Source organism: Porphyromonas canoris (assembly GCF_000769115.1).
Lineage (GTDB): Bacteria > Bacteroidota > Bacteroidia > Bacteroidales > Porphyromonadaceae > Porphyromonas_A > Porphyromonas_A canoris.
On the sequence record NZ_JQZV01000013.1, the window covers coordinates 215326 to 236584 of the forward strand.

17 protein-coding genes and 1 riboswitch are annotated in these 21259 nt (G+C 48.1%); of the genes, 10 read left to right on the top strand and 7 right to left on the bottom strand.

Features of this window, described 5'->3' with window-relative positions; translation table 11 throughout:
- Positions 1-420: 420 nt before the first annotated feature.
- Positions 421-542: riboswitch (TPP riboswitch) on the top strand.
- Between the two features lie 137 nt (positions 543-679).
- From thiS to HQ43_RS06170, 6 genes are read left to right on the top strand one after another with little or no spacing between them, the layout of a single operon-like run.
- Positions 680-880 carry a sulfur carrier protein ThiS gene (gene thiS, locus HQ43_RS06145; RefSeq protein WP_036791150.1) on the top strand — a complete coding sequence of 67 codons (201 nt, stop codon included), beginning with the start codon at positions 680-682 and terminating at the stop codon, positions 878-880.
- Positions 881-936: 56 nt separating this feature from the next.
- Positions 937-2709, top strand: a complete 1773-nt coding sequence (thiC, locus tag HQ43_RS06150) for a phosphomethylpyrimidine synthase ThiC (RefSeq protein WP_036792639.1) — start codon at positions 937-939, stop codon at positions 2707-2709.
- Positions 2710-2751: 42 nt separating this feature from the next.
- A complete protein-coding gene (gene thiE / locus HQ43_RS06155; RefSeq protein WP_052103111.1) occupies positions 2752-4749 on the top strand; it encodes a thiamine phosphate synthase in 1998 nt (665 codons plus the stop codon).
- A gap of 12 nt (positions 4750-4761) precedes the next feature.
- A complete protein-coding gene (locus HQ43_RS06160; RefSeq protein ID WP_036791152.1) occupies positions 4762-5532 on the top strand; it encodes a thiazole synthase in 771 nt (256 codons plus the stop codon).
- Positions 5533-5560: 28 nt separating this feature from the next.
- On the top strand, positions 5561-6670 hold the full coding sequence (thiH, locus tag HQ43_RS06165; protein ID WP_036791155.1) for a 2-iminoacetate synthase ThiH: 1110 nt from the start codon (positions 5561-5563) through the stop codon (positions 6668-6670).
- Entirely contained in the window at positions 6643-7386 is a 744-nt protein-coding gene (locus HQ43_RS06170) for a HesA/MoeB/ThiF family protein (protein WP_152567491.1), read from the top strand. The genes thiH and HQ43_RS06170 overlap by 28 nt, the downstream gene beginning before the upstream one ends.
- Before the next feature lie 288 nt (positions 7387-7674).
- Here the strand turns inward: HQ43_RS06170 and HQ43_RS06175 are convergent, their stop codons facing one another.
- Genes HQ43_RS06175 through miaA form a run of 4 tightly spaced genes read right to left on the bottom strand, consistent with a single transcriptional unit; the run spans position 7675 to position 11853 of the window.
- A complete protein-coding gene (locus HQ43_RS06175; protein ID WP_036791160.1) occupies positions 7675-8580 on the bottom strand; it encodes a glycosyltransferase family protein in 906 nt (301 codons plus the stop codon).
- Positions 8581-8596: 16 nt separating this feature from the next.
- Positions 8597-10078: an arylsulfatase gene (locus tag HQ43_RS06180; RefSeq protein WP_052103112.1), complete on the bottom strand. Its 1482-nt coding sequence runs from the start codon at positions 10076-10078 to the stop codon at positions 8597-8599.
- 36 nt (positions 10079-10114) lie between these two features.
- Positions 10115-10924, bottom strand: coding sequence for a 3-deoxy-8-phosphooctulonate synthase (gene kdsA / locus HQ43_RS06185; protein ID WP_036791163.1), 810 nt, complete (start codon positions 10922-10924; stop codon positions 10115-10117).
- On the bottom strand, positions 10921-11853 hold the full coding sequence (miaA, locus tag HQ43_RS06190; RefSeq protein ID WP_036791166.1) for a tRNA (adenosine(37)-N6)-dimethylallyltransferase MiaA: 933 nt from the start codon (positions 11851-11853) through the stop codon (positions 10921-10923). The genes kdsA and miaA overlap by 4 nt, the downstream gene beginning before the upstream one ends.
- 812 nt (positions 11854-12665) lie before the next feature.
- Here miaA and HQ43_RS06195 point away from each other — a divergent pair.
- The 4 genes from HQ43_RS06195 (at position 12666) to HQ43_RS06210 (ending at position 17597) form a co-directional block, all read left to right on the top strand.
- Positions 12666-13733: an aldose epimerase family protein gene (locus HQ43_RS06195; RefSeq protein WP_036791169.1), complete on the top strand. Its 1068-nt coding sequence runs from the start codon at positions 12666-12668 to the stop codon at positions 13731-13733.
- Between the two features lie 27 nt (positions 13734-13760).
- A complete protein-coding gene (locus tag HQ43_RS06200; RefSeq protein ID WP_036791172.1) occupies positions 13761-15071 on the top strand; it encodes an MFS transporter in 1311 nt (436 codons plus the stop codon).
- Between the two features lie 33 nt (positions 15072-15104).
- Positions 15105-16262 (top strand): galactokinase, encoded by a 1158-nt coding sequence (galK, locus tag HQ43_RS06205; RefSeq protein ID WP_036791175.1) that lies wholly within the window; start codon positions 15105-15107, stop codon positions 16260-16262.
- 252 nt (positions 16263-16514) lie between these two features.
- Positions 16515-17597 carry a hypothetical protein gene (locus HQ43_RS06210; RefSeq protein WP_036791179.1) on the top strand — a complete coding sequence of 361 codons (1083 nt, stop codon included), beginning with the start codon at positions 16515-16517 and terminating at the stop codon, positions 17595-17597.
- A 21-nt stretch (positions 17598-17618) separates the two neighbouring features.
- On the opposite strand, the gene HQ43_RS06215 is transcribed toward HQ43_RS06210, so the two are convergent.
- The 3 genes from HQ43_RS06215 to HQ43_RS06230 form a co-directional block, all read right to left on the bottom strand.
- Positions 17619-18935 (bottom strand): mechanosensitive ion channel family protein, encoded by a 1317-nt coding sequence (locus HQ43_RS06215; protein WP_052103113.1) that lies wholly within the window; start codon positions 18933-18935, stop codon positions 17619-17621.
- Between the two features lie 827 nt (positions 18936-19762).
- Positions 19763-20278: an isoprenylcysteine carboxyl methyltransferase family protein gene (locus HQ43_RS06225; protein ID WP_036791186.1), complete on the bottom strand. Its 516-nt coding sequence runs from the start codon at positions 20276-20278 to the stop codon at positions 19763-19765.
- Between the two features lie 51 nt (positions 20279-20329).
- A complete protein-coding gene (locus HQ43_RS06230; RefSeq protein ID WP_036791189.1) occupies positions 20330-21145 on the bottom strand; it encodes a class I SAM-dependent methyltransferase in 816 nt (271 codons plus the stop codon).
- Positions 21146-21259 lie beyond the last annotated feature (114 nt).

A 21259-nucleotide genomic window follows, 5' to 3' on the forward strand; every position in this document is an offset into this window, starting at 1 on the left:
TTCCACCTTCGCTCCGTTCAGCACATCTTTCTCTCCCGAACCTGTTTACAAAAGAGATTTAATACGAACAGATCTTCTCTTGAACCTTTCTACATTTCCCATTCAAGCCCCGACTTTTGCAAGTCGAGCCTTGAGCATTGGAAGTCGAGCTTTGAATGTAGGGTATCATGGCTTGATTTCCGGTATTCAAGCCTTGATTTTCACTTTTTAATCCGTTAAAAAGCGGAAGTGTACACGTTTAGAGAGGCTTTTAGACACGTTTGGAGAAAAATGTGTGGGGGTAAAAGGGGGCGGGAGAAGGAATAAAGAGTGGAAATGTCTATCTTCTTGCCCTCTGTCGGCTACTTTTTTATAAAAAACATTTGATCTTTCGGGAAATAGTGTACCTTTGTGCTCGGTTAGGCAAAAAGACTAACCCATCAACATTCTTGGGGGTGCCATATATATGGATCTGTGTAAGCAGAATATCGTGTATAGGCTGAGATGATACCCGTAACCTGATCCGGATAATGCCGGCGTAGGGAAAAGAAGTCTTCATCATACGGTGGCGCGTTTGCGCCATGGTTGCAGCTTTATATTTCGTCCATTTTCCCCTTTGATATTTATGGTGGTTAAGTCTTCGGCTTAGCTGCTTTTTTTATTTGTATGCTTGTTTAACGTATTAAATCTATGGGGAAATATGGAGATTACACTCAACAGAGAACGGATAGAGATACCGGAAAACAGGTCGCTGGAAACCATCCTGAAAGAGCATGGATGGGAGAATGGGCATGTCGCCGTCGCTATCAATAAAACCATCATCAAGCGTACGGCATGGGCAGAGACCATAATCCGACCGGGAGATGATATACTCATCATCGGAGCAGTACGGGGCGGATGAACCACACAACGCAGAAAACATATCACACAATAACATCAAAAAGAAAAAGCTATAAGATGAGAGCAAAAGACCAAACAGAAAATCTGACTATTTCGACAGGGCCTCTGCCCGGCAGCGTAAAGATCTACGTTCCCGGCAAGATGCACAATATTAGAGTGGCGATGCGCCGTATAGATCTCTCTCCTACTATTGACGACAAAGGTGTACGGACAGAAAACGAATCGGTAGTGGTGTACGACACTTCCGGTCCTTATACAGATCCGGACTATCATGCGGATCCACGCAAGGGACTGCCCAAGCTCCGCCAAGAGTGGATAGCCGCTCGCGGAGATACGGAGAGGTTGGAGAACCTCACTTCCGAATATGGTCGAGAGCGTCGTGCAGACAGTCGTCTCGATTATCTTCGCTTTGAACACCTGGAAGATCATCCGCTTGTGGCGCAGGAGGGCAAGTGCGTTACACAGCTGGCTTATGCCAGAGCCGGCATCATCACTCCCGAAATGGAGTATGCGGCTATCCGTGAAAATCAGCTCTGCGATCAGATCAAAGAGCAGTACAAGAAGGAGAAAGGGGAGTCGTTCGGCGCACATCTTCCGGAGCTTATCACGCCGGAGTTTGTCCGTGAAGAGATAGCAGCCGGGCGTGCCATCCTGCCTGCCAATATCAACCACCCCGAAAGCGAACCGATGGTTATAGGTCGGAATTTTCTGGTAAAGGTGAATGCCAATATCGGGAACTCGCCTCTGACCAGCTCCATTCAGGAAGAGGTGGAGAAGGCAGTGTGGGCTATTCGCTGGGGAGCGGATACAATAATGGATCTCTCCACCGGTCGCAACATCCACGAAACACGTGAATGGATTGTGAGAAACTCGCCCGTACCGGTGGGTACAGTGCCTCTCTATCAGGCTTTAGAGAAGGTAAAAGGGGATGTTTCCAAGCTCAACTGGGAGATCTACAAGGATACCCTCATAGAGCAGGCGGAGCAAGGGGTGGACTACTTCACTATCCATGCCGGTCTTCGTTGGCAACACATTCCGCTCACAATGAACAGGCTTACCGGCATAGTCTCTCGTGGAGGAGCCATTATGGCGAATTGGTGTACGATGCACAAGCGGGAGAGCTTCCTTTACGAACACTTCGAGGAGATTTGCGAGATCCTTGCACGCTACGATGTGGCGGTATCCATCGGTGACGGTCTTCGCCCCGGAAGCATTGCGGATGCCAATGATGAGGCGCAGTTTGCCGAGCTTCGCACACTGGGAGAACTGGCTCGCATTGCAGACCGACACAATGTGCAGGTTATAATCGAAGGACCCGGACACGTTCCCATGCAGAAGATAAAGGAAAATATGGAGCTGCAACTCGAACTCTGTAATGAGGCTCCATTCTACACGCTTGGCCCGTTGGTTACAGACATTGCACCGGGATACGACCATATAACATCCGCTATCGGAGCAACCATGATAGGGTGGTACGGCACATCCATGCTCTGCTATGTTACACGGAAAGAACACCTTGGTCTTCCGAACAGAGACGATGTAAAGGAGGGTGTGATTACCTACAAGCTGGCAGCTCATGCGGCAGACCTTGCCAAGGGACACCCTTCGGCTTACTTCAGAGACTATGCCATGAGCAAGGCTCGATACGAATTCCGCTGGAGAGATCAGTTTCACCTCGCTTTGGATAGCGAGACCGCACTGAAGTTTCATGACGAAACACTCCCGGCAGAGGGGCATAAGACGGCTCACTTCTGCTCGATGTGCGGAGAACATTTCTGCTCTATGCGTGCGTCCAAAAACCTGCACAACAGAATAAAAGAGGAAGCATAAACAGGAGAAGAACAGTTCTATTCCCTAACGAGATAAGGAACAATGCTTATAGTAATAACACCTCCCGATGCTACCCCTAAGGTTATAGGCAGATACAACAGCCTGTTTGCCTTGGGATTGGAAGCTCTTCATCTGCGACTTCCGAACGCTTCCCGTGAGGCTTACAAAGCGGCAATATGTGCCATCGAGCCGGAGTATCGGCACAGAGTGGTGCTTTGCGACCATTTCGATTTGGTGGAGACCGCCGGAGTTGGAGGAGTTCATCTCCGCTCCGATCGCCTCTCCGAGTATGCGGAATGGCAGAAGAGAGTGGGGCGCATATCCGTTTCTGTTCACAGCATAGAGGAGTTGCGCGCATTGCCGTTCGTGCCTTCGTATGCCCTTTTGAGCCCTCTGTTCGACAGCATATCCAAGCCCGGTTATCGGGGAAGTCTGGATAGAGAGCAGTGCAGAGCCGAACTCTCCTCGCTTCCATTCTCGGTCATCGCTTTGGGTGGTATCACTCCGGAGAGAGCTGTCAGGGTTTCGGATTGGGGCTTTTCGGGTTGTGCCGTTTTGGGATACCTTGCAGAGGCAGGGGAAAATCTTGAAGAGGCTTTTCTCCGACTTCCTCGTCCCGAAGTGCTTACCATCGCCGGGCATGACCCTTGTTCGGGTGCAGGCGTGGCGGCAGATATAAGAGCCATAGAGGCTTTGGGCGGTTATCCCCTTTCCGTTATCACGGCTCTCACGGTGCAGCATGAGCTTCATTTTGAGAAGTGTCTGCCCATACCCGCCGAGCAGATAAAGGCTCCTCTGAAATGTCTTTTGGAAAAACATCGTCCGTTGGCTGCCAAGATCGGACTTGTGAGTTCGCTTGAAGACGCTCTTCTCATCGCTTCGGTGTTGAAGAAGAACGGAGTAAGGCATATTGTTTGGGACCCTGTATTGAAAGCGTCAGCCTCGGATAATGCGCTCCATGAACGTTGGGAGGAAGATGTCTTGGAGCAGCTGTTGGAGAGCATCACTCTTATAACTCCCAATCTTCCGGAGTGTCAGCGGTTGTTTGGTACCGTTCAGCCGGAGAAGTTGATGGTTTTGGCTCAAAAATATCGTGTGAACATCCTGCTGAAAGGAGGGCATGGAGATTTTTCCGAATCATCTTGCGTGAAAGATATTCTCCTGTTGTCGGATGGTACGAGCTGCGTCTTCACCGTTCCTCGTACCCCTTGGGATAAGCATGGAACGGGATGTCTCCTCTCCGCAGGCATAGCCACACGACTGGCGCAAGGGTACGATCTTCCGACGGCATGCCGTTTATCCCAGCTTTTGGTGGATGCTCTTCGTCGCTCCAATGCCACTCTCCTTGGCACTCATGACCATTCGGGCTTGCTCTCTAAAAAGGCGAGACTCTCGGCGTACCGTTTGCAGTATATCACCGACAGTTACGACAAAGAAGAGGTATTGAGCCGGGCGAAAGCTGCTCTTGATGCCGGAGTGAGATGGATTCAGCTTCGGATGAAAGAGGCAACCTCATCGGAGAGGCTCTCTTTGGCTCTTCCGCTGAAAAAGTTGGTGGACAGCTACGGCGGTACTCTCATTATCAATGATGATGTCGAAGTAGCTCTTGCCTGCGATGCACATGGCGTGCATTTGGGTTTGAAAGATATTGCGCCATCGGAAGCTCGCAAAAGATTGGGACCTGATAAGATTGTGGGAGGAACATGCAACCGACCGGAAGATATTGCAATGAGGGCTCTTCAAGGCGTGGACTACGTGGGAGTGGGACCTTACAGACATACGGAGACAAAGAGACTCTTGAGTCCGATACTGGGGAAAGAGGGTATGCAGAGATTGGTTGCCTATAACCGGCAGCTCCCCCTGCCTCTTCCTCTCTTTGCAATAGGAGGTATCGTGAAGGAAGATTTGGGAGAACTTGCGGGGATGGGAGTACAAGGCGTTGCGCTTTCGGGGCTTATCAATCACGCCGAGTCTCCCTACGAAGAGAGTGTTGCCCTTGTCGAGGCAGTGAATAGAGAATTTAATAAACCAAAGAGATAGAGATAAAAAAGTATGGAAAAGCTTATCATAGCAGATCAGAGCTTCTCGTCCCGTCTGTTTTTGGGCACCGGGAAGTTTGCTTCCAACGAACAGATGTATCGGGCAATAGATGCATCCGGGTCGGAGCTGGTAACCGTGGCATTAAAGAGAGTGGAAACGGACAATGAGCATGACCGTCTCGTGGAAGCGATAAGACGCCCCGGGGTGCAGCTGATGCCCAATACATCCGGAACGCGGAACGCCGAAGAGGCGATCTTTGCAGCACGTTTGGCATACGAGGCATTCGGCTCTCGTATAATAAAGGTGGAGATTCATCCCGACCCCAAGTATCTTTTGCCCGACCCGTTCGAGACGCTTAAAGCCACGGAAGTATTGGCTAAAGAGGGGTTTATAGTAATGCCTTATATTCAGGCTGATCCTATCTTGTGTAAATATTTGGAGGAGGCAGGAGCGGCGGCGGTAATGCCTCTCGGTGCTCCGATAGGTACCAACAAAGGGCTTTCTACTCGTGATCTGCTTAGGATCATTATCGAACAGAGCCGCGTTCCGGTAGTGATAGATGCCGGTCTTGGTGCTCCTTCTCATGCATCGGAAGCGATGGAGATGGGGGCGGATGCAGTGCTTGTCAACACCGCTATTGCCAGTGCGGGTGATCCCGTAGCAATGGCAAGAGCGTTCAAACTTGCCGTAGAGGCAGGGCGCATAGCCTATGAGGCAGGACTGCCGGCGGTGATGAACTGCGCGTCTGCAACTTCTCCGATAGACGGATTTTTCAACGATTAAGATATGCCAACCTGAAACAAGAGAGACGATGACCTTTTATGATGAACTGATCAAGCACGACTGGGATACCGAAGAGAATTCCATTTTCAACAAGACAGACCGGGATGTGCGGATAGCTTTATCCAAGGAGCGTTGCACTCCGGAAGATTTCAAAGCCCTTATCTCTCCCGCCGCAGAGCCGTTTCTAAGAGAGATGGCGAAGAAGGCAGAAGAGCTTACACTGAGACGTTATGGTCGTACCATCCAGATGTACATTCCGCTTTATGTATCGAACCACTGCTCCAACTCTTGTGTCTATTGCGGTTTCAACTGTCATAACAAGATTCACAGAGTAAAGCTGGAAGTGGATCAGGTGATGGAAGAGATAGAGGTACTGAAAAGGTGGGGCTTCCGACATCTTCTTCTTGTATCGGGAGAGGCTCCTCGTCTGACGGATGCGGACTACTACGAGAAGATCGTAAAAGCCGTGCGTCCTCACTTTGCGCAGATCTCTTTGGAGGTTCAGCCTCTTCTGACGGAAGAGTATGCCCGCTTGGTCGATGCCGGCATCAGCTATGTCTGTGTCTATCAGGAGACCTATAACGAACGCACCTATCCGGACTTTCATCCCCGCGGACAGAAAGCAAACTTCCGTTTCAGGCTGGAGACTCCCGACCGTTGCGGTACTGCGGGAGTGAATAAAATAGGTATAGGTGCTCTGCTCGGACTTCAAAACTGGCGTACCGACTCTTTCTTCACAGCCCTTCATCTGCGTTATATGGAGCGCACTCACTGGAGGACCAAATACTCCATCTCTCTGCCTCGATTGCGTCCTCATGTCGGATCTTTCATGCCGAAAGATCCTATCAGCGACAGACAGATGGCACAGCTGATATGCGCTTACCGTATCTTCGACCCGGAAGTTGATATATCTCTTTCCACCAGAGAGAGTGCGGAGTTCCGGGATATGGCGATGCGCATAGGCGTTACGACGATGAGTGCAGCATCGAGCACAGAGCCGGGCGGATACGCTTCCGCTCCTCACAAAGAGCTGGAGCAGTTTGTCATAAACGATGGAAGAAGCGTGGAAGAGATGGCTGTGGCAATCAGAGCAAAAGGGTACGAACCTGTGTGGAAAGACTGGGACGAATGGATGTGAACACTTCTCTTCAAGCCTCTTTCTCGGAGAGATACCGGAGGCAGACCATGCTCCCTGAGATCGGAGAGGCGGGACAACGCCGGCTCTCCTCCAAGAAAGTATTGGTTGTGGGTGCGGGCGGACTCGCTTCTCCCATCCTTTACTATCTCGTTGCATGCGGAGTGAGGCAGATCGGGATTGTCGACTTCGATACCGTGAGCCTCTCCAACCTCCAGCGTCAGATCCTTTATCGGGAGGAAGATCTGGGCAGGCCGAAAGCCATTGTGGCGGCGGAGCGTCTGCGCAAGCTCGATTCTGCTTGCTCGCCGGTCGCTTACAACGAACCTTTCTCTGCGGAGAATGCAATGCGCATAGCTGCCGGATATGACCTTTTGATTGATGGTTGCGACAATCTTGCCACTCGCTACCTGATGGATGAGACGGCTGCGGCGCTCTCCATTTCGTATCTGTACGGAGCCGTGTCGGAGTTCACCGGTCAGACTTCGCTGTTTCACCACAACGGCAGTGGCGGGTATCGCGATCTTTTTGCCGACTACGACCCTGCCTCCGACCGTTCTGTCGTGGGAGTGCTTGGGGCAGCTGCCGGCGTGATCGGCTCATTCATGGCTGCCGAGGCGGTCAAAGTTCTGCTCGGACTCCCTTCCGCTCTGTCGGGGAGAATGCTCAGGGTGAATACTTTGACGCTCGACATCGACCTCTTTGACATCGCGCCATAACAGGAAACAGAGAAAACCGCAAAAACAATTCCAAGAAAACACCACAGGAATCTGAGGAAAGCTATACAGCTTTTTTGCTCAGGCTTTATCCCGTTGGTTTCAGAAGTTTTTTCTTTCCGTTTCGGAGAGGTGTATTTTCTTCTTTCAAAGCCGTTTCGGAGAAGAGCAAAAGGGCGGTCGGAGAGCGATTCCGGATATAAAAACATCAGCCGGGAAAGGATCTCTTCCGGCTGATGTTGCCATGTTTTATGGGATTGACGGTTGGAGCCTGCGCTCTATGTAAGGAGCTTAAGCGAACAACTTCTTAGGGTATTCGCCCTCATCCACAAGCTTTTGGAGCTTTGCCACCACCTCCGGACGGTCTTGCGCATAGGTTACACCGAACCACTTGGAGGTCGTATCGAGTACTTTGCAGGTGGCTTTTCCGTCTCGGATCAGATTGTTTACCACCAAGGGGATATAAAATTCGCCCTTCGGCTTGTTGATGTTTTCACGCAAAAAGTCTACAAAAGCCGTGGTCGAGTGAGCAAAATAGTCCGGAGTGAACCCCCACATGTTCATGGAAACGGGAGTGAGTTCGTCTGTCTCGACCTTCTCTCCGTTGTCTCCGGTGAAGCAGATCTTGCCGTCTACTCTGGCAACATCGGTACGCTCCACAACGGTCGTGAGGTAGCCGTCGGCATCCTTTTCGCACACACCGCGGGCCACCGTACCGCTCTCGGAAAGCGTGTTGCCGACCCGATAACCCACCATGCAGTATCTTCCTGTGGTGCCTGCCATGTTGCGAAGCTCTTCGGCAAGGACTTCAAAGCTGTTCCTGCCGTAGAAATCGTCTGCATTGATCACGGCAAACGGCTCGTCGATCACGCTCTCGCCCATCATCACGGCATGGTTCGTTCCCCATGGTTTCTCTCTTCCTTCCGGAGCTTTGAAGCCTTCCGGCAGGGCGTCTATCGCCTGAAAAACCACCTCCACAGGGATGTGCTTCTCATATTTTGAGACAATGATTTTGCGGAAATCCTCTTCAAAATCTTTTCGGATCACGAAGACGAGCTTCCCGAAACCGGCACGGAGAGCATCGTAGATAGAGTAGTCCATGATGGTTTCTCCGCTTGGACCCACTCCGTCGAGCTGTTTGAGTCCGCCGTATCTGCTGCCCATTCCGGCAGCGAGAACAAATAGTGTTGGCTTCATATCTTATATCTTATGTTTAGTTTGTGGTACTCTTTTGTGCCTGCTGACGCTTGAGGAAGGAGGCTCGACCGAAATCGAACAGCTTCGACTCCGTGCGCTCCCTCTCCATGATCTCTTCAAGGCTTTTCGCCACCTTCGGATAGCGGTCGATGAGGTTCTGTTCCTCCCTGATGTCTTTGGCGATGTTGAACAGCTCCAGCTTGGGAGCGCCGGTTGATATCCGGGTTCGGATCAGCTTCCAATCGCCAAGACGTACCGCCTGTTTGCCTCCGTCTTCATGAAACTCCCAGTAGAGCGTGCGCTTCGATAGCTTCGACTGCTTCTTCCCCATGAATAGAGGCAATATGTTGTGCCCGTCCGTTTTGGCAGGGAGCGTGCGTCCCACCATGGCGGCATAGGTCGGCATCAAATCCCAAAAGGCTATCGGGGTCTCTTCTCTCCTCGATGCCGGGACGAGTCCGGGGCAATAGACCACGAACGGAACGCGTATGCCTCCTTCGTAAAGGTCTCTCTTCACACCGCGCAACGGTCCGTAGCTTTTGAAGTAATCCGGATCCGCTCCGCCTTCTCTGTGCGGACCATTATCGCTGGTTACTATAATGATGGTTCTTTCTGCCATTCCAAGCTCCTCCACTTTCCGCACCACTTCTCCGACGTACGCGTCCAGCTGCGCAACCATTGCGGCAAAAGAGGTGTACGGACGCTCCGATGCGGGATAACCGCCCCTGTAAACGAACGGCTTCTCCTCCGGAAACTTCCCGATGTATGAATGGTAGATGGAGTCGTGAGGCAGATTAAGCTCTGCATGCGGAAGCGTATAGGTCAGCATTGCATAGAACGGTTCATCTTGATGATGCTCTATAAACTGCAATGCCCGGCGGTGGATCTCATGACCCGAAAAGGTCTTCCTGCCGTCGTTTTCATTCTCCGGGTAGAACACTTTTCTGTCATTATCCCAAAGGTAAACGGGGAAATAACGGTGAGACATCCGCTGACAGTTGTAACCGAAAAACTCATCGAAGCCCATCTTGTCGGGTGTCGCTTCCGAGCCGGGATAGCCTAATCCCCACTTCCCGAATATTCCGGTTGCATAGCCTGCACTCTTGAAGAGCTTGCCGAGGGTGTAAGTGGTGCTGTCTCCCACCGGTTCCTGTCCTTCGGGAGCTATCTCTCTGTTACCTCTCACATGGGTATGTCCGGTATGCAAGCCGGTGAGCAGACTTGCTCGCGAGGGTGCGCTGACCGATGTTCCGGCATAAGCCTGCATGAAAGCCGTTCCTCTCTCTGCGAGCCGATCTATTTCGGGTGTCCGAAATTTCTGTTGCCCGTAGAAGCTGAGATCGCCATAGCCCAAGTCATCGGCCATGATATAGATCACATTGAACAGCTTCCCATCTTTTGTTCTTAGAGGATGTTGCCCTTTCTGCATAGCGACAGCCGGAGCCACCAGACCTGTAAGCAGAGCGCTTGCAGTAAGGATAGAGGCTTTCTGTTTCATATCTCTTTCGGGGTCTAAATCTTTTGTTCTAATCTTTTACTGTCGAGCCACTGCTTCACGTATCCGAACACACAAGGCAAGCAGCTCTTCTATCTTGGACAAAGGTAACATATTAGCCCCATCCGACAAAGCCTTTGAGGGGTCGGGATGAGTCTCTATAAAGAGTCCGTCCGCGCCTACTGCGATGGCGGCGCGAGCGATGGTCCCGATAAGATGCGGTAAGCCTCCCGTCACGCCCGAAGAGGAGTTGGGCTGTTGCAGAGAGTGGGTTACATCCATCACCACAGGGTGTCCCGTCTCCTGCATTATGGGGATGCTTCGGAAGTCTACCACCAAGTCTCCATATCCGTGCGTTGTTCCTCTGTCCGTCAGAATCACGTTAGGGTTTCCGCTTTCGGTGATCTTATCTGCGGAGAAGCGCATGCCGGAGGGAGACATGAACTGTCCTTTCTTCACGTTCACCACCTTTCCGGTCTTGGCGGCAGCCACCAAAAGGTCTGTCTGTCTGCACAGAAACGCCGGGATCTGAAGCACATCCACGTATGCCGCAGCCATTTCCGCCTCGAAAGTCTCATGAATATCCGTCACGGTAGGCAGGTCGAATGTCTTGCCTGCTTCGTGCAGAATCTTCAACGCTTTCTCGTCTCCTATTCCGGTAAAGGAGTCCAACCGAGAGCGGTTTGCTTTTCTGTAAGAACCTTTGAGCACGAGCGGAATCTGTAGTCTTTCTGTTATCTCCTTCAGCTTTTCTGCCGTGTGCATCACCGTATCCCTGTCTTCTATGGCGCAAGGACCGGCAAGCAGGAAGAAGTTTTTGCTTGAAGTGAGTCTTTCCAATAGGGTCATATCTCGTTTTGTTTTTGTTTTATTCTGTCCAATATCTTTTGTGCCGTCTCTGCCGGAGTGGCTTCGGGCGTTACCCATTCCACGGCAAGCCCTCTCTTCGGCATGCCTCTAAGCCATGTCATCTGCCTTTTGGCAAACTGGTGTATGGCTATTTCCAGCTGAGAAACAGCCGCTTCACGGTTTAGCTTACCCGTCAGATAGAGAGTGATGTATCTGTATTCGAGTCCGTACTGCAACAGCATCTCTTCCGGCACGCCGGCACGTAAAAGCGCTTCGATCTCTTCTATCATCCCCTCTTGCAGACGGGCATGAAGCCGTTCGGTGATCCTCTTCCGTCTCAGCTCCCTGCTGATCTCTATTGCAAACAGGCCGTAGCTCAAAGGAGTGCCTTTGTGCGGAAGTGTGCCGGAGTGAGAGTGTTTGGCTATCTCCAGTGCCCGGATCACACGCTTTCGTGAAGAGGTATCCGTGCTATTGTGAAGGGTGGTATGTGCTTTCAGCTGTTCTATCAGCTCTTCGAGGCTAAAGGCTTCGAGACTTTTTCTAAACAGCGGATCTTCCGGCACATCTGCCATTTCGTAAGCGTTCAGAACAGATTCGATGTAAAGACCGCTCCCGCCGCAAAGAATCTTCGGAGTATCTTTCGGTAGTGCATTCATCACTTCGGCAAAGTCTTTTTTATACCTGAAGATATTGTACTCTTCGCCCGGCTCGCAAATGTCGATGAGATAATAGGGGATATTGGTCCCGTTGATGATGTAGTCTGCCAGGTCTTTCCCTGTTCCTATGTCCATTCCTCTGTAAACCTGTCGGGAGTCTCCACTCAGGATGACACCTCCCATAAGAAGAGCAAGATGGGCTGCCACGGCTGTCTTTCCGCTTGCCGTGGGTCCCATGATCACCACCAAATCTTTCTGCGCCTTGTTCATAGAACAAAGATAGCGTTAATGATAGATATTAAGAACTGCTTCAGAAAAACTCCCCAACAGCATAAAAAGTTCCTTTGAAGCGATTAACTTTTTCAAATCAAGCTCCGATTTGCAGGCAACAAGGCTTGAAGCCTGCCGGTCAAGGCGTGATTTCTGCCGGTCGAGCCTTGAAATGGGGAAGCGAAGCGGTTTAGAGAAAGATTTGATAAGGGATAAAAGTTTTTACAAACGGGTTTGAAAAAGATTCTCCAAAGGTTTGGGCGAAAAGCACTAAAGGTTTTGGAGAAAAGCACTAAAGGTTTTGGAGAAAAGCACTAAAGGTTTCGGGAAAAAGCACTAAAGGTTTTGGAGAAAAGCACTAAAGGTTTTGGAGAAAAGCACTAAAGGTTTTGGAGAAAAGCACTAAAGGTTTTGGAGAAAAGCNAAGGTTTTGGAGAAAAGCACTAAAGGTTTTGGAGAAAAGCACTAAAGGTTTTGGAGAAAAGCACTAAAGGTTTTGGAGAAAAGCACTAAAGGTTTCGGGGAAAAGCACTAAAGGTTTTGGAGAAAAGCACTAAAGGTTTCGGGGAAAAGCACTAAAGGATAAGCCCCGGCAGATAAACATCGCTGTTACGTGGGATGTTCTTATCGAAGAGATGCTCTCTTCAATGAGTAATATTTCAGTCCGAATACGGGCAAAAACAGAAATTCTTTGAATAATATTCGGGAGTAAGTGGAAATAAATTATTCCCGTCTCTCTGTTTAGAACTTTTACAGCAAGAATATCAACAAAAAATAGTACTTTTGAATGAGTATAAATATTACATACAGATATGAGCAATATTCATATTCCACAAAGGAACTTATTTAAGACCTCTCATGAGGGAAAAGAGGTGGATCTTTATCACCTATCCAACGGAAAAGGCGTAGAGGCCTACATTACCAATTTTGGCGCAAAAGTAGTTTCACTGATCGTTCCGGACAAGGACGGCAACCGTGTGGATGTCGTTTTGGGACACGACTCTCTACAGGAGTTCATAGACTCCGAAGAGCAGTATTTCGGTGGCATCTGTGGCAGATATGCCAATCGTATCAACAACGGATCGTTTACCATAGACGGCAAGACCTTTTCGCTACCGCTCAACCAGACTTCCAGCTCGCTTCATGGCGGTATTCAGGGGTTCAACGCGAAGGTTTGGAGCGTGAAGAATGCCACACCGGACACTCTTGTACTTGAGTATGTCTCTGCCGATGGAGAGGAAGGCTATCCGGGCGAACTCACTACAACGCTCACCTATAAGATGACCGGCGAAGGAGCTTTGCACATGACTTATGAGGCAACAACCACGGCACCTACTGTACTGAACCTCACAAACCACTCCTACTTCAACCTTTCCGGTGCGGGCGATGCTTCCATCCATGATCACGTCCTCACCATTCAGGGCAAGCACTACCTGCCTACGGATCAGACGGCAATCCCTTACGGCAATCCGGAATCGGTGATCGGTACTCCGTTCGACTTCTCTACACCGCATACCATAGGCGAGAGAATAGATACACCGATAGACCAGCTCATCTGGGCGAGAGGCTATGATCACTGCTACGTAATAGATAAACCGGAAGGAGAGTACGGGCTCTGCTGCCGCTGTTCATCGCCCAAAACCGGTATCGTATTGGAGGTATTCTCTTCCGAACCGGCTATGCAGGTGTACACCGGAAACTGGATGACCGGAAATATCAGAGGGAAGTTCGATCAGCGTTATCCTGCTCGTTCGGCGGTCTGTTTCGAGACACAGCACTATCCGGACTCTCCAAACCGTCCGGAGTATCCTTCTACTCTTCTTCGTCCGGGCGAGATGTTCCACTCGGAGAGCGAGTTCCGTTTTTCTGTCGAGAGATAATAACTAAAAACAATAATAGAAATCAGTATGACTACAAATCAAAAGCAAAGCTACACCGTACCATTTATAATAATGGTGGTGCTCATGTCGCTTGTCGGACTTATCACGAGTCTTAACCAGCAACTTCAGAAACCAATGGAGGCGGCGTTCCTGATCAAAGGGGGCGAGTACACCAATACTTTTACCACTCTGTTGGTTTTCTCTTTCTTCCTTGCCTATCTTGTGATGGGTACTGTGAGTGGCAGATTCATCGAGAAGAACGGCTACAAGAAGACGCTTATACTGGGTCTCTCCATCCTTGTGGCGGCTTTCGGTCTTTATGAGATCTCTGCTTATGTGTTCGATAAATTCGACATCGTTAACTTCCAAGCCACTCTGGACGAAGCAAGAAGTACGGAAAACTTTAAGTACACAGGGCCTATCGAACTGCCGATGGCTTATTACATCTTCTTGCTTGCAGCGTTCGTGGCAGGTACTGCACTTACTTTCCTTCAAGCTGTAATCAATCCGTACATTGTGGCGTGCGACGTTAAGGGAACATCCGGAGTACAACGCCAGACCATCGCCGGCGTGGGTAACTCCACAATGACCACCATCGGTCCTCTTTTTGTTACCGCTGTGATCTTTGCCAATCAGGATGTCCTCAACATCAACATCACTTCTCTCTATATCCCCATCCTTGTTCTGATGCTTATGGTAGTGGCTATCATCGCTGTGTTGCCACGCCTTAACCTCCCTACTATTGCAAGTACGGAGAAGAAAGCAGGCGAGGTTCTTACAGAGAGTGTATGGAGTTTCCGCCACTTGACATTGGGTGTTATCGCCATCTTTGCATACGTAGGTGTGGAAGTGGCAGCAGGTTCAAACATCAATCTCTACGCTACCGACCTCGGCTTTGACCTTAAAACCGCAGGTAAGATGGCTTCTCTCTACTGGTTCGGTATGCTTGTGGGTCGTCTGCTTGGCAGCTTCCTCAGCAAGGTGAAAGCCAATACTCAGCTCATGGTAACCTCCATAGGTGCCACGCTGTTCATCCTCGCTACGATGATGACCAAGAACCCTTGGTTGCTTGTAGGTGCCGGTCTTTTCCATTCAATCATGTGGCCCGCCATCTTCTCCTTGGCTGTCGAAGGTCTCGGACGCTATACCTCTAAAGGTTCGGGCGCTCTCATGATGGGGGTAGTAGGTGGAGCGGTATTGCCGTTCGTACAAGGCGTGCTGGCAGATAAGATTGGCGGCTGGGACTGGACATGGCTCCTCGTGATAGCCGGTGAGATCTATCTTCTCTACTATGCACTTGTAGGCTATAAGGTACTTAAACGCGACAAGGGTGCGTAACCCTTTTACAATATAAATAAACAATATGAAGCTATGGAATTAGATTTCGTAAGAAGTAGATTCATCAAGCACTTCGATGGATCTACAGGGGAAGTGTTCGCTTCTCCGGGACGTATAAATTTGATAGGAGAACATACAGACTATAACGGGGGCTTTGTATTCCCCGGTGCGATAGATAAAGGCATGATGGCTGAAATAAAGCCAAACGGTACAGATAAAGTGCGCGCCTACTCGATAGACCTTAAAGACTATATCGAGTTCGGGCTCGGACCGGATGATGCTCCACGTACATCATGGGCGAAATATATCTATGGTGTCTGCCGTGAACTCATCGAACGCGGTGTGGAAGTAAAGGGTTTCAATACCGCTTTTGCGGGTGATGTTCCTCTCGGAGCAGGTATGTCTTCTTCCGCGGCCCTTGAAAGCACTTACGCTTATGCGCTCAACGAAATGTTCGGAGGCGGTAAGATAGATAAGTTTGAGCTTGCAAAGATCGGACAAGCTACCGAACACAAGTATGTGGGAGTAAAGTGCGGCATCATGGATCAGTTTGCCAGCGTATTCGGTAAGAAGGATCACTTGATTCGTTTGGACTGCAAGACGCTTGAACATAAATATTTCCCATTCCATCCGCAAGGTTATAAATTGGTGCTTTTAGACTCTGTCGTGAAGCACGAACTCGCTTCTTCTGCCTACAACAAGCGTAGAGAGTCTTGCGAAAACGTAGTGAAGGCGATACAGAAACGCCATCCGGAGGTGGAGTTTCTACGTGATGCCTCCATGGCGATGCTCGAAGAGGTGAAGAGCGAAGTATCTTCGGAAGATTACATGCGTGCGGAATACGTCATCGAAGAAGTACAACGAGTGCTTGATGTCTGCGATGCTCTCGAACGTGACGACTACGAAACCGTAGGACAAAAGATGTATGAGACACACGAGGGAATGAGTAAACTCTACGAGGTGAGCTGCGAAGAGCTGGACTACTTGAACGATATAGCAAAAGAGTGTGGCGTTACCGGCTCTCGTGTTATGGGCGGTGGCTTCGGTGGCTGTACCATCAACCTTGTGAAGGAAGAGCTTTACGAACTCTTTATCGAAAACGCCAAGAAGATGTTCAAAGAGAGATTCGGCTACGAACCTAAAGTGTACAACGTTGTCATCAGCGATGGTTCTCGCAAGATAGAAGCGTAAAGAAGGGACATAGCAAATATTTCAATTCTCTATAAAAGCAGGGAGCAGTAAATCTTTTACTGCTCCCTGCTTTTTATATTGCGGTCTGCAAACAATCAAACGAACCGAGAGATGCAAAAAATGATACCATTAAGCCATAAGAATGAACTTGCAAGGAAAACCATTTATATCTAAATTTGGTTAATAGATAACAAGATATTGTTTCTTGTGAATCAATAGAAAGAACTAAAAATATACCCTTCCAAAAAAATTATGAATAAAGTTGCCTCCAGCTTCTCACTCTCTGCATACGACTTTCTTGCAGTTCTTATTCCCGGTGGTATTATATTATCATCTATTATTTATAGTCCTTATTTTAAGAATCTGATAAGGACAAGCACGGAAAAGTCTGGTGATTCTCCGGAGTGGCTTCGCTATACACTTCTCTTTATTCTTGCTTATCTTTTAGGTTTGATTTGGAAAATGTTCATGGATTGGGTTTTTAAAGATTTTAGGAATAACATAAAACACATTGAAATATCTTATGAGAAATCCATCGGTAAAGAAATGAAATATCGCTATGCATATTTAAAAAAGCACAATAATGATTCTGGCAAAAATCCTATTAGTAATGCGAAAAAGGAGAGATTTTGCAATCTTAAAGAAATTTACATGAAGGCCTACAAAGCAGATAAAGATGAAAACAAAGCTATAGAGAGAAAATACTACCATTCTTACTATTATTTGCAAAAAGAGGGTGGACTAGGATCGGTTCCTATAATAGAAAGGCAGATAGCATTTGTGCGTAATATTCTCTTAATAATTCCCCTTTTAATAACCTCTGTGTTTAATGTTTTTCAGCTTGAATCTTTACCTTTTGTGGCGCTTATCACTCTCTCCTGTTGTTTCATAGTGTTTTTACTATGTTGGTTGCATAAAGCGCAATCAAAAGTATACGAACTTATTTTTGAAGGGGCTTATTATTACGGTTTTAATCAGTATATACCAGATGAGGTAACAAAACAAGGGGAAAGACCCAATGCATGCCTTTGTACAAGCTTTCTTGAATCTTTTTTGTTTCGTTTTTTGCTCGCTCTGTGTTTAGTGGTCTCTATAGCTTATTTTATGTCTAAACAGGATTTTAGTATTGAGTCCATTCGGTTGGTGCTATTTGTGACAATGACACTAGTCATGCTAAATCGATTTGTCCTTCAAGTAGTTCTGTTGGCAATACAACAAATTGTCAAGTATTCTCTTATTTTATTCTTTATTATTCTGTACTCTTTTTCTCTACTTTCTTTGTTGTTGTTTTTATGTATAATATTTGTATTCCCTTATGTATTATTTTTTTGGTAAGGATATGTTGTTGTGAGAGTTCTATCTCCCCTTCTTACTGATATTCTCAACGTAGGTACGCAGTTCCGCAGGGTCGGGGATCTGTACACCGTCGAGGCTATTGATGTTTTGGAAGAGATCCAGATCGAAATACTTTACCACGGCAAAGACATGATCGAAGACATCGCTCACGATCGCCTCATACTCTACCCACACCACCGTGTTTGTAAAGAAGTAGAGCTGCAACGGCAGACCACGATCTTCCGGATCTCTCTGGCGCACCATCAGCGTGTAATTTTGGTTTATCTTATCATTGTGTTTGAGATACTCCACAATATATCTTCTGAACAGACCAACGTTTGTCAGGCGACGCATACTTAGCGGATCGTTCTCGCTTACTTGTGCATTCTGCTCACGAATTTCATCCGTAACCTTAGAGATATACTCTCCAAGCGCAGCAGTGTTTTGAAGACGGGAGATCAGTTCGTCATCCGCATACCTTATCGTCTTCATATCCACATATACACTTCTCATACATCTACGTGCTCCGGTGTCTTGCATAGCACGCCAATTGATCACTGGATCCGCTACCAACGCATAAGGCGGAATGGTGTACATCGTATTGTCGAAGCCTTTGATCTTCACCGTTGCCAACGAGATCTCCACCACGTCTCCATCTACATTGTGTTTTGGGGATGTGATCCAGTCGCCCACGCGAATCATATCATTGCTCGATAGCTGTATGCTTGCCACAAAGCCCATAAGTGTATCTTTGAAGACCAGAAGCAGTACGGCAGAGAGGGCAGCCAAGCTTCCGAAGACCGTCTTCATGTCTATGTTGAAGATAAGAGAGACGATGTAGAGGACACCGATACAGTAGACGATGATCTTAAAAACCTGGAACAGGTTCACGAACGGCGTATTGCGGTACTTCTCCGAAGAGAGCATTCCGCTCCTTATAGCATCGAGTGCGATGTGGAAGATCTGGATGATGAGTATCGCTATGTATATGCTACAAACTATTTCGAGCAGATTTCTGAACATATTGTCCTCCATCGGGAAGGGGAGCGACAGCAGATTGGAGAAGATCGAAACCGAGCAGATGCGTGTGATCTTCGAGAGAAGTTTACGGCTTTCTACCCTCAGGTCTTCCAAAGCAGAGAGTCTGTCCAGTATTTTTGGAAGGAGTCGGACAAAGACTATACGCAGAAGCAGCTCCACCAAAACGGTAAAGAGGAGGATGACACCGATGATCAGCAGAGGGCGCAGAATGCTTCCCGTCCCTCCATCTGCCGTATCTGTGGGGATGATATTGAGCTTGGAGATAATCTCGTTCAGGAACAAACGTATTTCATTCATGGATGTTTGGATTTAGTTTCAGTGAAACAAAGATAACACCCCTACCTCTATTGAGCAAACGGAAAGAGCATCGTTTTTGCTCCGGACTATTCGCTTTTCCTGGTGTGCACTTTTATATAAAAATGGAGTGCGGAGAAGCTCTCCAAAAATCGAATCTCGTGCTCCTACTTTTAGGGAATAAAATAGATAAATGAACTTAATTCTCTAATATATAATCAGATACAGAAAATCGCGAATTTGGAAAAAATTTTTTCTCAGTCCGTTTCATGGGGCTTTTTCGCGTTAATAGCTGTAAATTTTAACACCCATCTCTGTAAACGTTTCCTAATAAAGAAATTTGCCTTTTCAGGCACATTTTGGGGTAAAAATACGTAGATTGTTGATTCTTAGTGTTTTAATGTTTTTGGCTAAACACGTTAATCGAATCCGGTAAACGTGTTCAATGAAATCGGTAAACGTGTTCATTGAAAAATTAAACACGTTAAGCCGAAAGAATATGCTCGTTTAGCGTTTTGGATGAACGGGTATCGGAATTTGTGTTAATAAAACAGCCTAAATTTAACAACTTGGTCGTGCTCTGAAAACGACCCCTCCGATCAAAATAGAGAGACCGAAAAAAGGGAGCATTTTTCGGGATGGAATATATAAAAATGAGGCACCCCGAAACCTCCTAAAAGAGGATTTCGGGACACCTTCAAGAGTCAAGAAAAATCTCTGATTGGTGCGGAAAGAAACTTTCAAAACTTCCGACCGACAAGATGACCTACAAAAAACGAACCGAGAACAGCTCCGGCGGTTCGGTTTTTCGCTCCGGATCCATCTGCAAGCTATGCACACCATAGCTCTTTCATGGCTCTCTCCTCTTGTCTGATGCGGACAACAAGGAGACAGAAGTAGAGTGGAAAGCCTATCGCAAGCGTCATCCAGGCGTTGCAGAGGAGTGCCACCCCGACCAGTTCGGGCATGATGTTCAGGAAATAGTTGGGATGGCGCACCGTTCTGAAGAGGAAACTCTTTTCGATACGCTGATTGGGAACGATATAGAGCTTTACCGTCCAAATATCTTTGAGCTTGTAGATGACATAGAAGAGCATGCCGTAAGCAAATGCCATAACGGCTACACCGGCTATCGAAATGGTGTTGAACTCCACTCCGGTAGTGTATGCCTCATAGAGTGCAGAGAAATAGTAGGCGATGTGAGCCAGTGTGAGCAGGAGGGAGTTGAACTTTCCGTACTGCACTCCTCCCTTTTTCAGCAGGAGCTTTTCGTTACGGATGGAGAAGGATAGAGAGACGAGTCGTAGTGCAAAAAAGATGATAAATGTAATGATGATGTACTGCATCTGTTCTGTTTTTATGTTGTGTTATAAGATTGTTACCGGATAGGATATTGTTTATCTGCCGATCCGGAGATTGACAATGCGTTGATTGAAACGGCGGAAAAAGTATGGGATCTTGTAGAGCATTCGGAAGATAAACGGAATCCTGCCGTTGTCGTGTTGGCTCATGTAGTACTCTTTCTCGAGCTTAATCTTGGGATGCCATGTTTCCATCTCTTTTGTTGCGAGCAGAGACCAGTTGAACTCCACATTTTTTCCGAAATTGCGGAGTGTGTCGTGCCGTTTGGAGTTGCCGACCAATGAGAATGCGAGCATGTCGAACAGAACGGTGGCGTTGCTGAAACGTTTGCAGATCTCATCGAAAAAGCCTCGAACCTCTTCGGGAGTAAAGTACATCAGAACACCTTCCAAGATGATAAGAACCGGTTTGCCGTGAGAGTTCACCTTGTCTGCCCAGTCGTAGTGAAACATGGAAGAGGAGATGTAGGTGTTTCTCTCGCTTTCGGATAGCAGCTGACGTCTCAGATTGATGGCTTCTTCCAGATCCAGATCGTACCAGTGTGTTATCGCCGGACAGCCCAACCGTTCATATCTGGCATCTATACCTGCTCCCAGCTGTACCACAACGGCATCTGGATGTTTGGCAAAGAACTCCTTCGCTTCTCTGTCTATGAGGCTTGCTCTGATGCAACAGCCTGCTTGGGAAAACTTCCCCTTGCTGAACTTCGAGAAGTCGTACTCTATTTTCTGAATGATCTCCACTGCCTTTTCGTCATAGAGCAGAGCATCCGCCCGTTTTGCCTCTTCCGCCTTAGCCCACAGCGTTATCAGCATGGTTTCGGGAACATCTGTAAGTCTGTTTTGTATCATATTATTTTGTCATTAAAGTTATTCTAATCCTCTCGGAAACAGGAGATAAAAGGAGGCGTTTTCTCCACAAAACACTCAACGTGCATACATAAATGACAAGAAAACGGCTTGTAA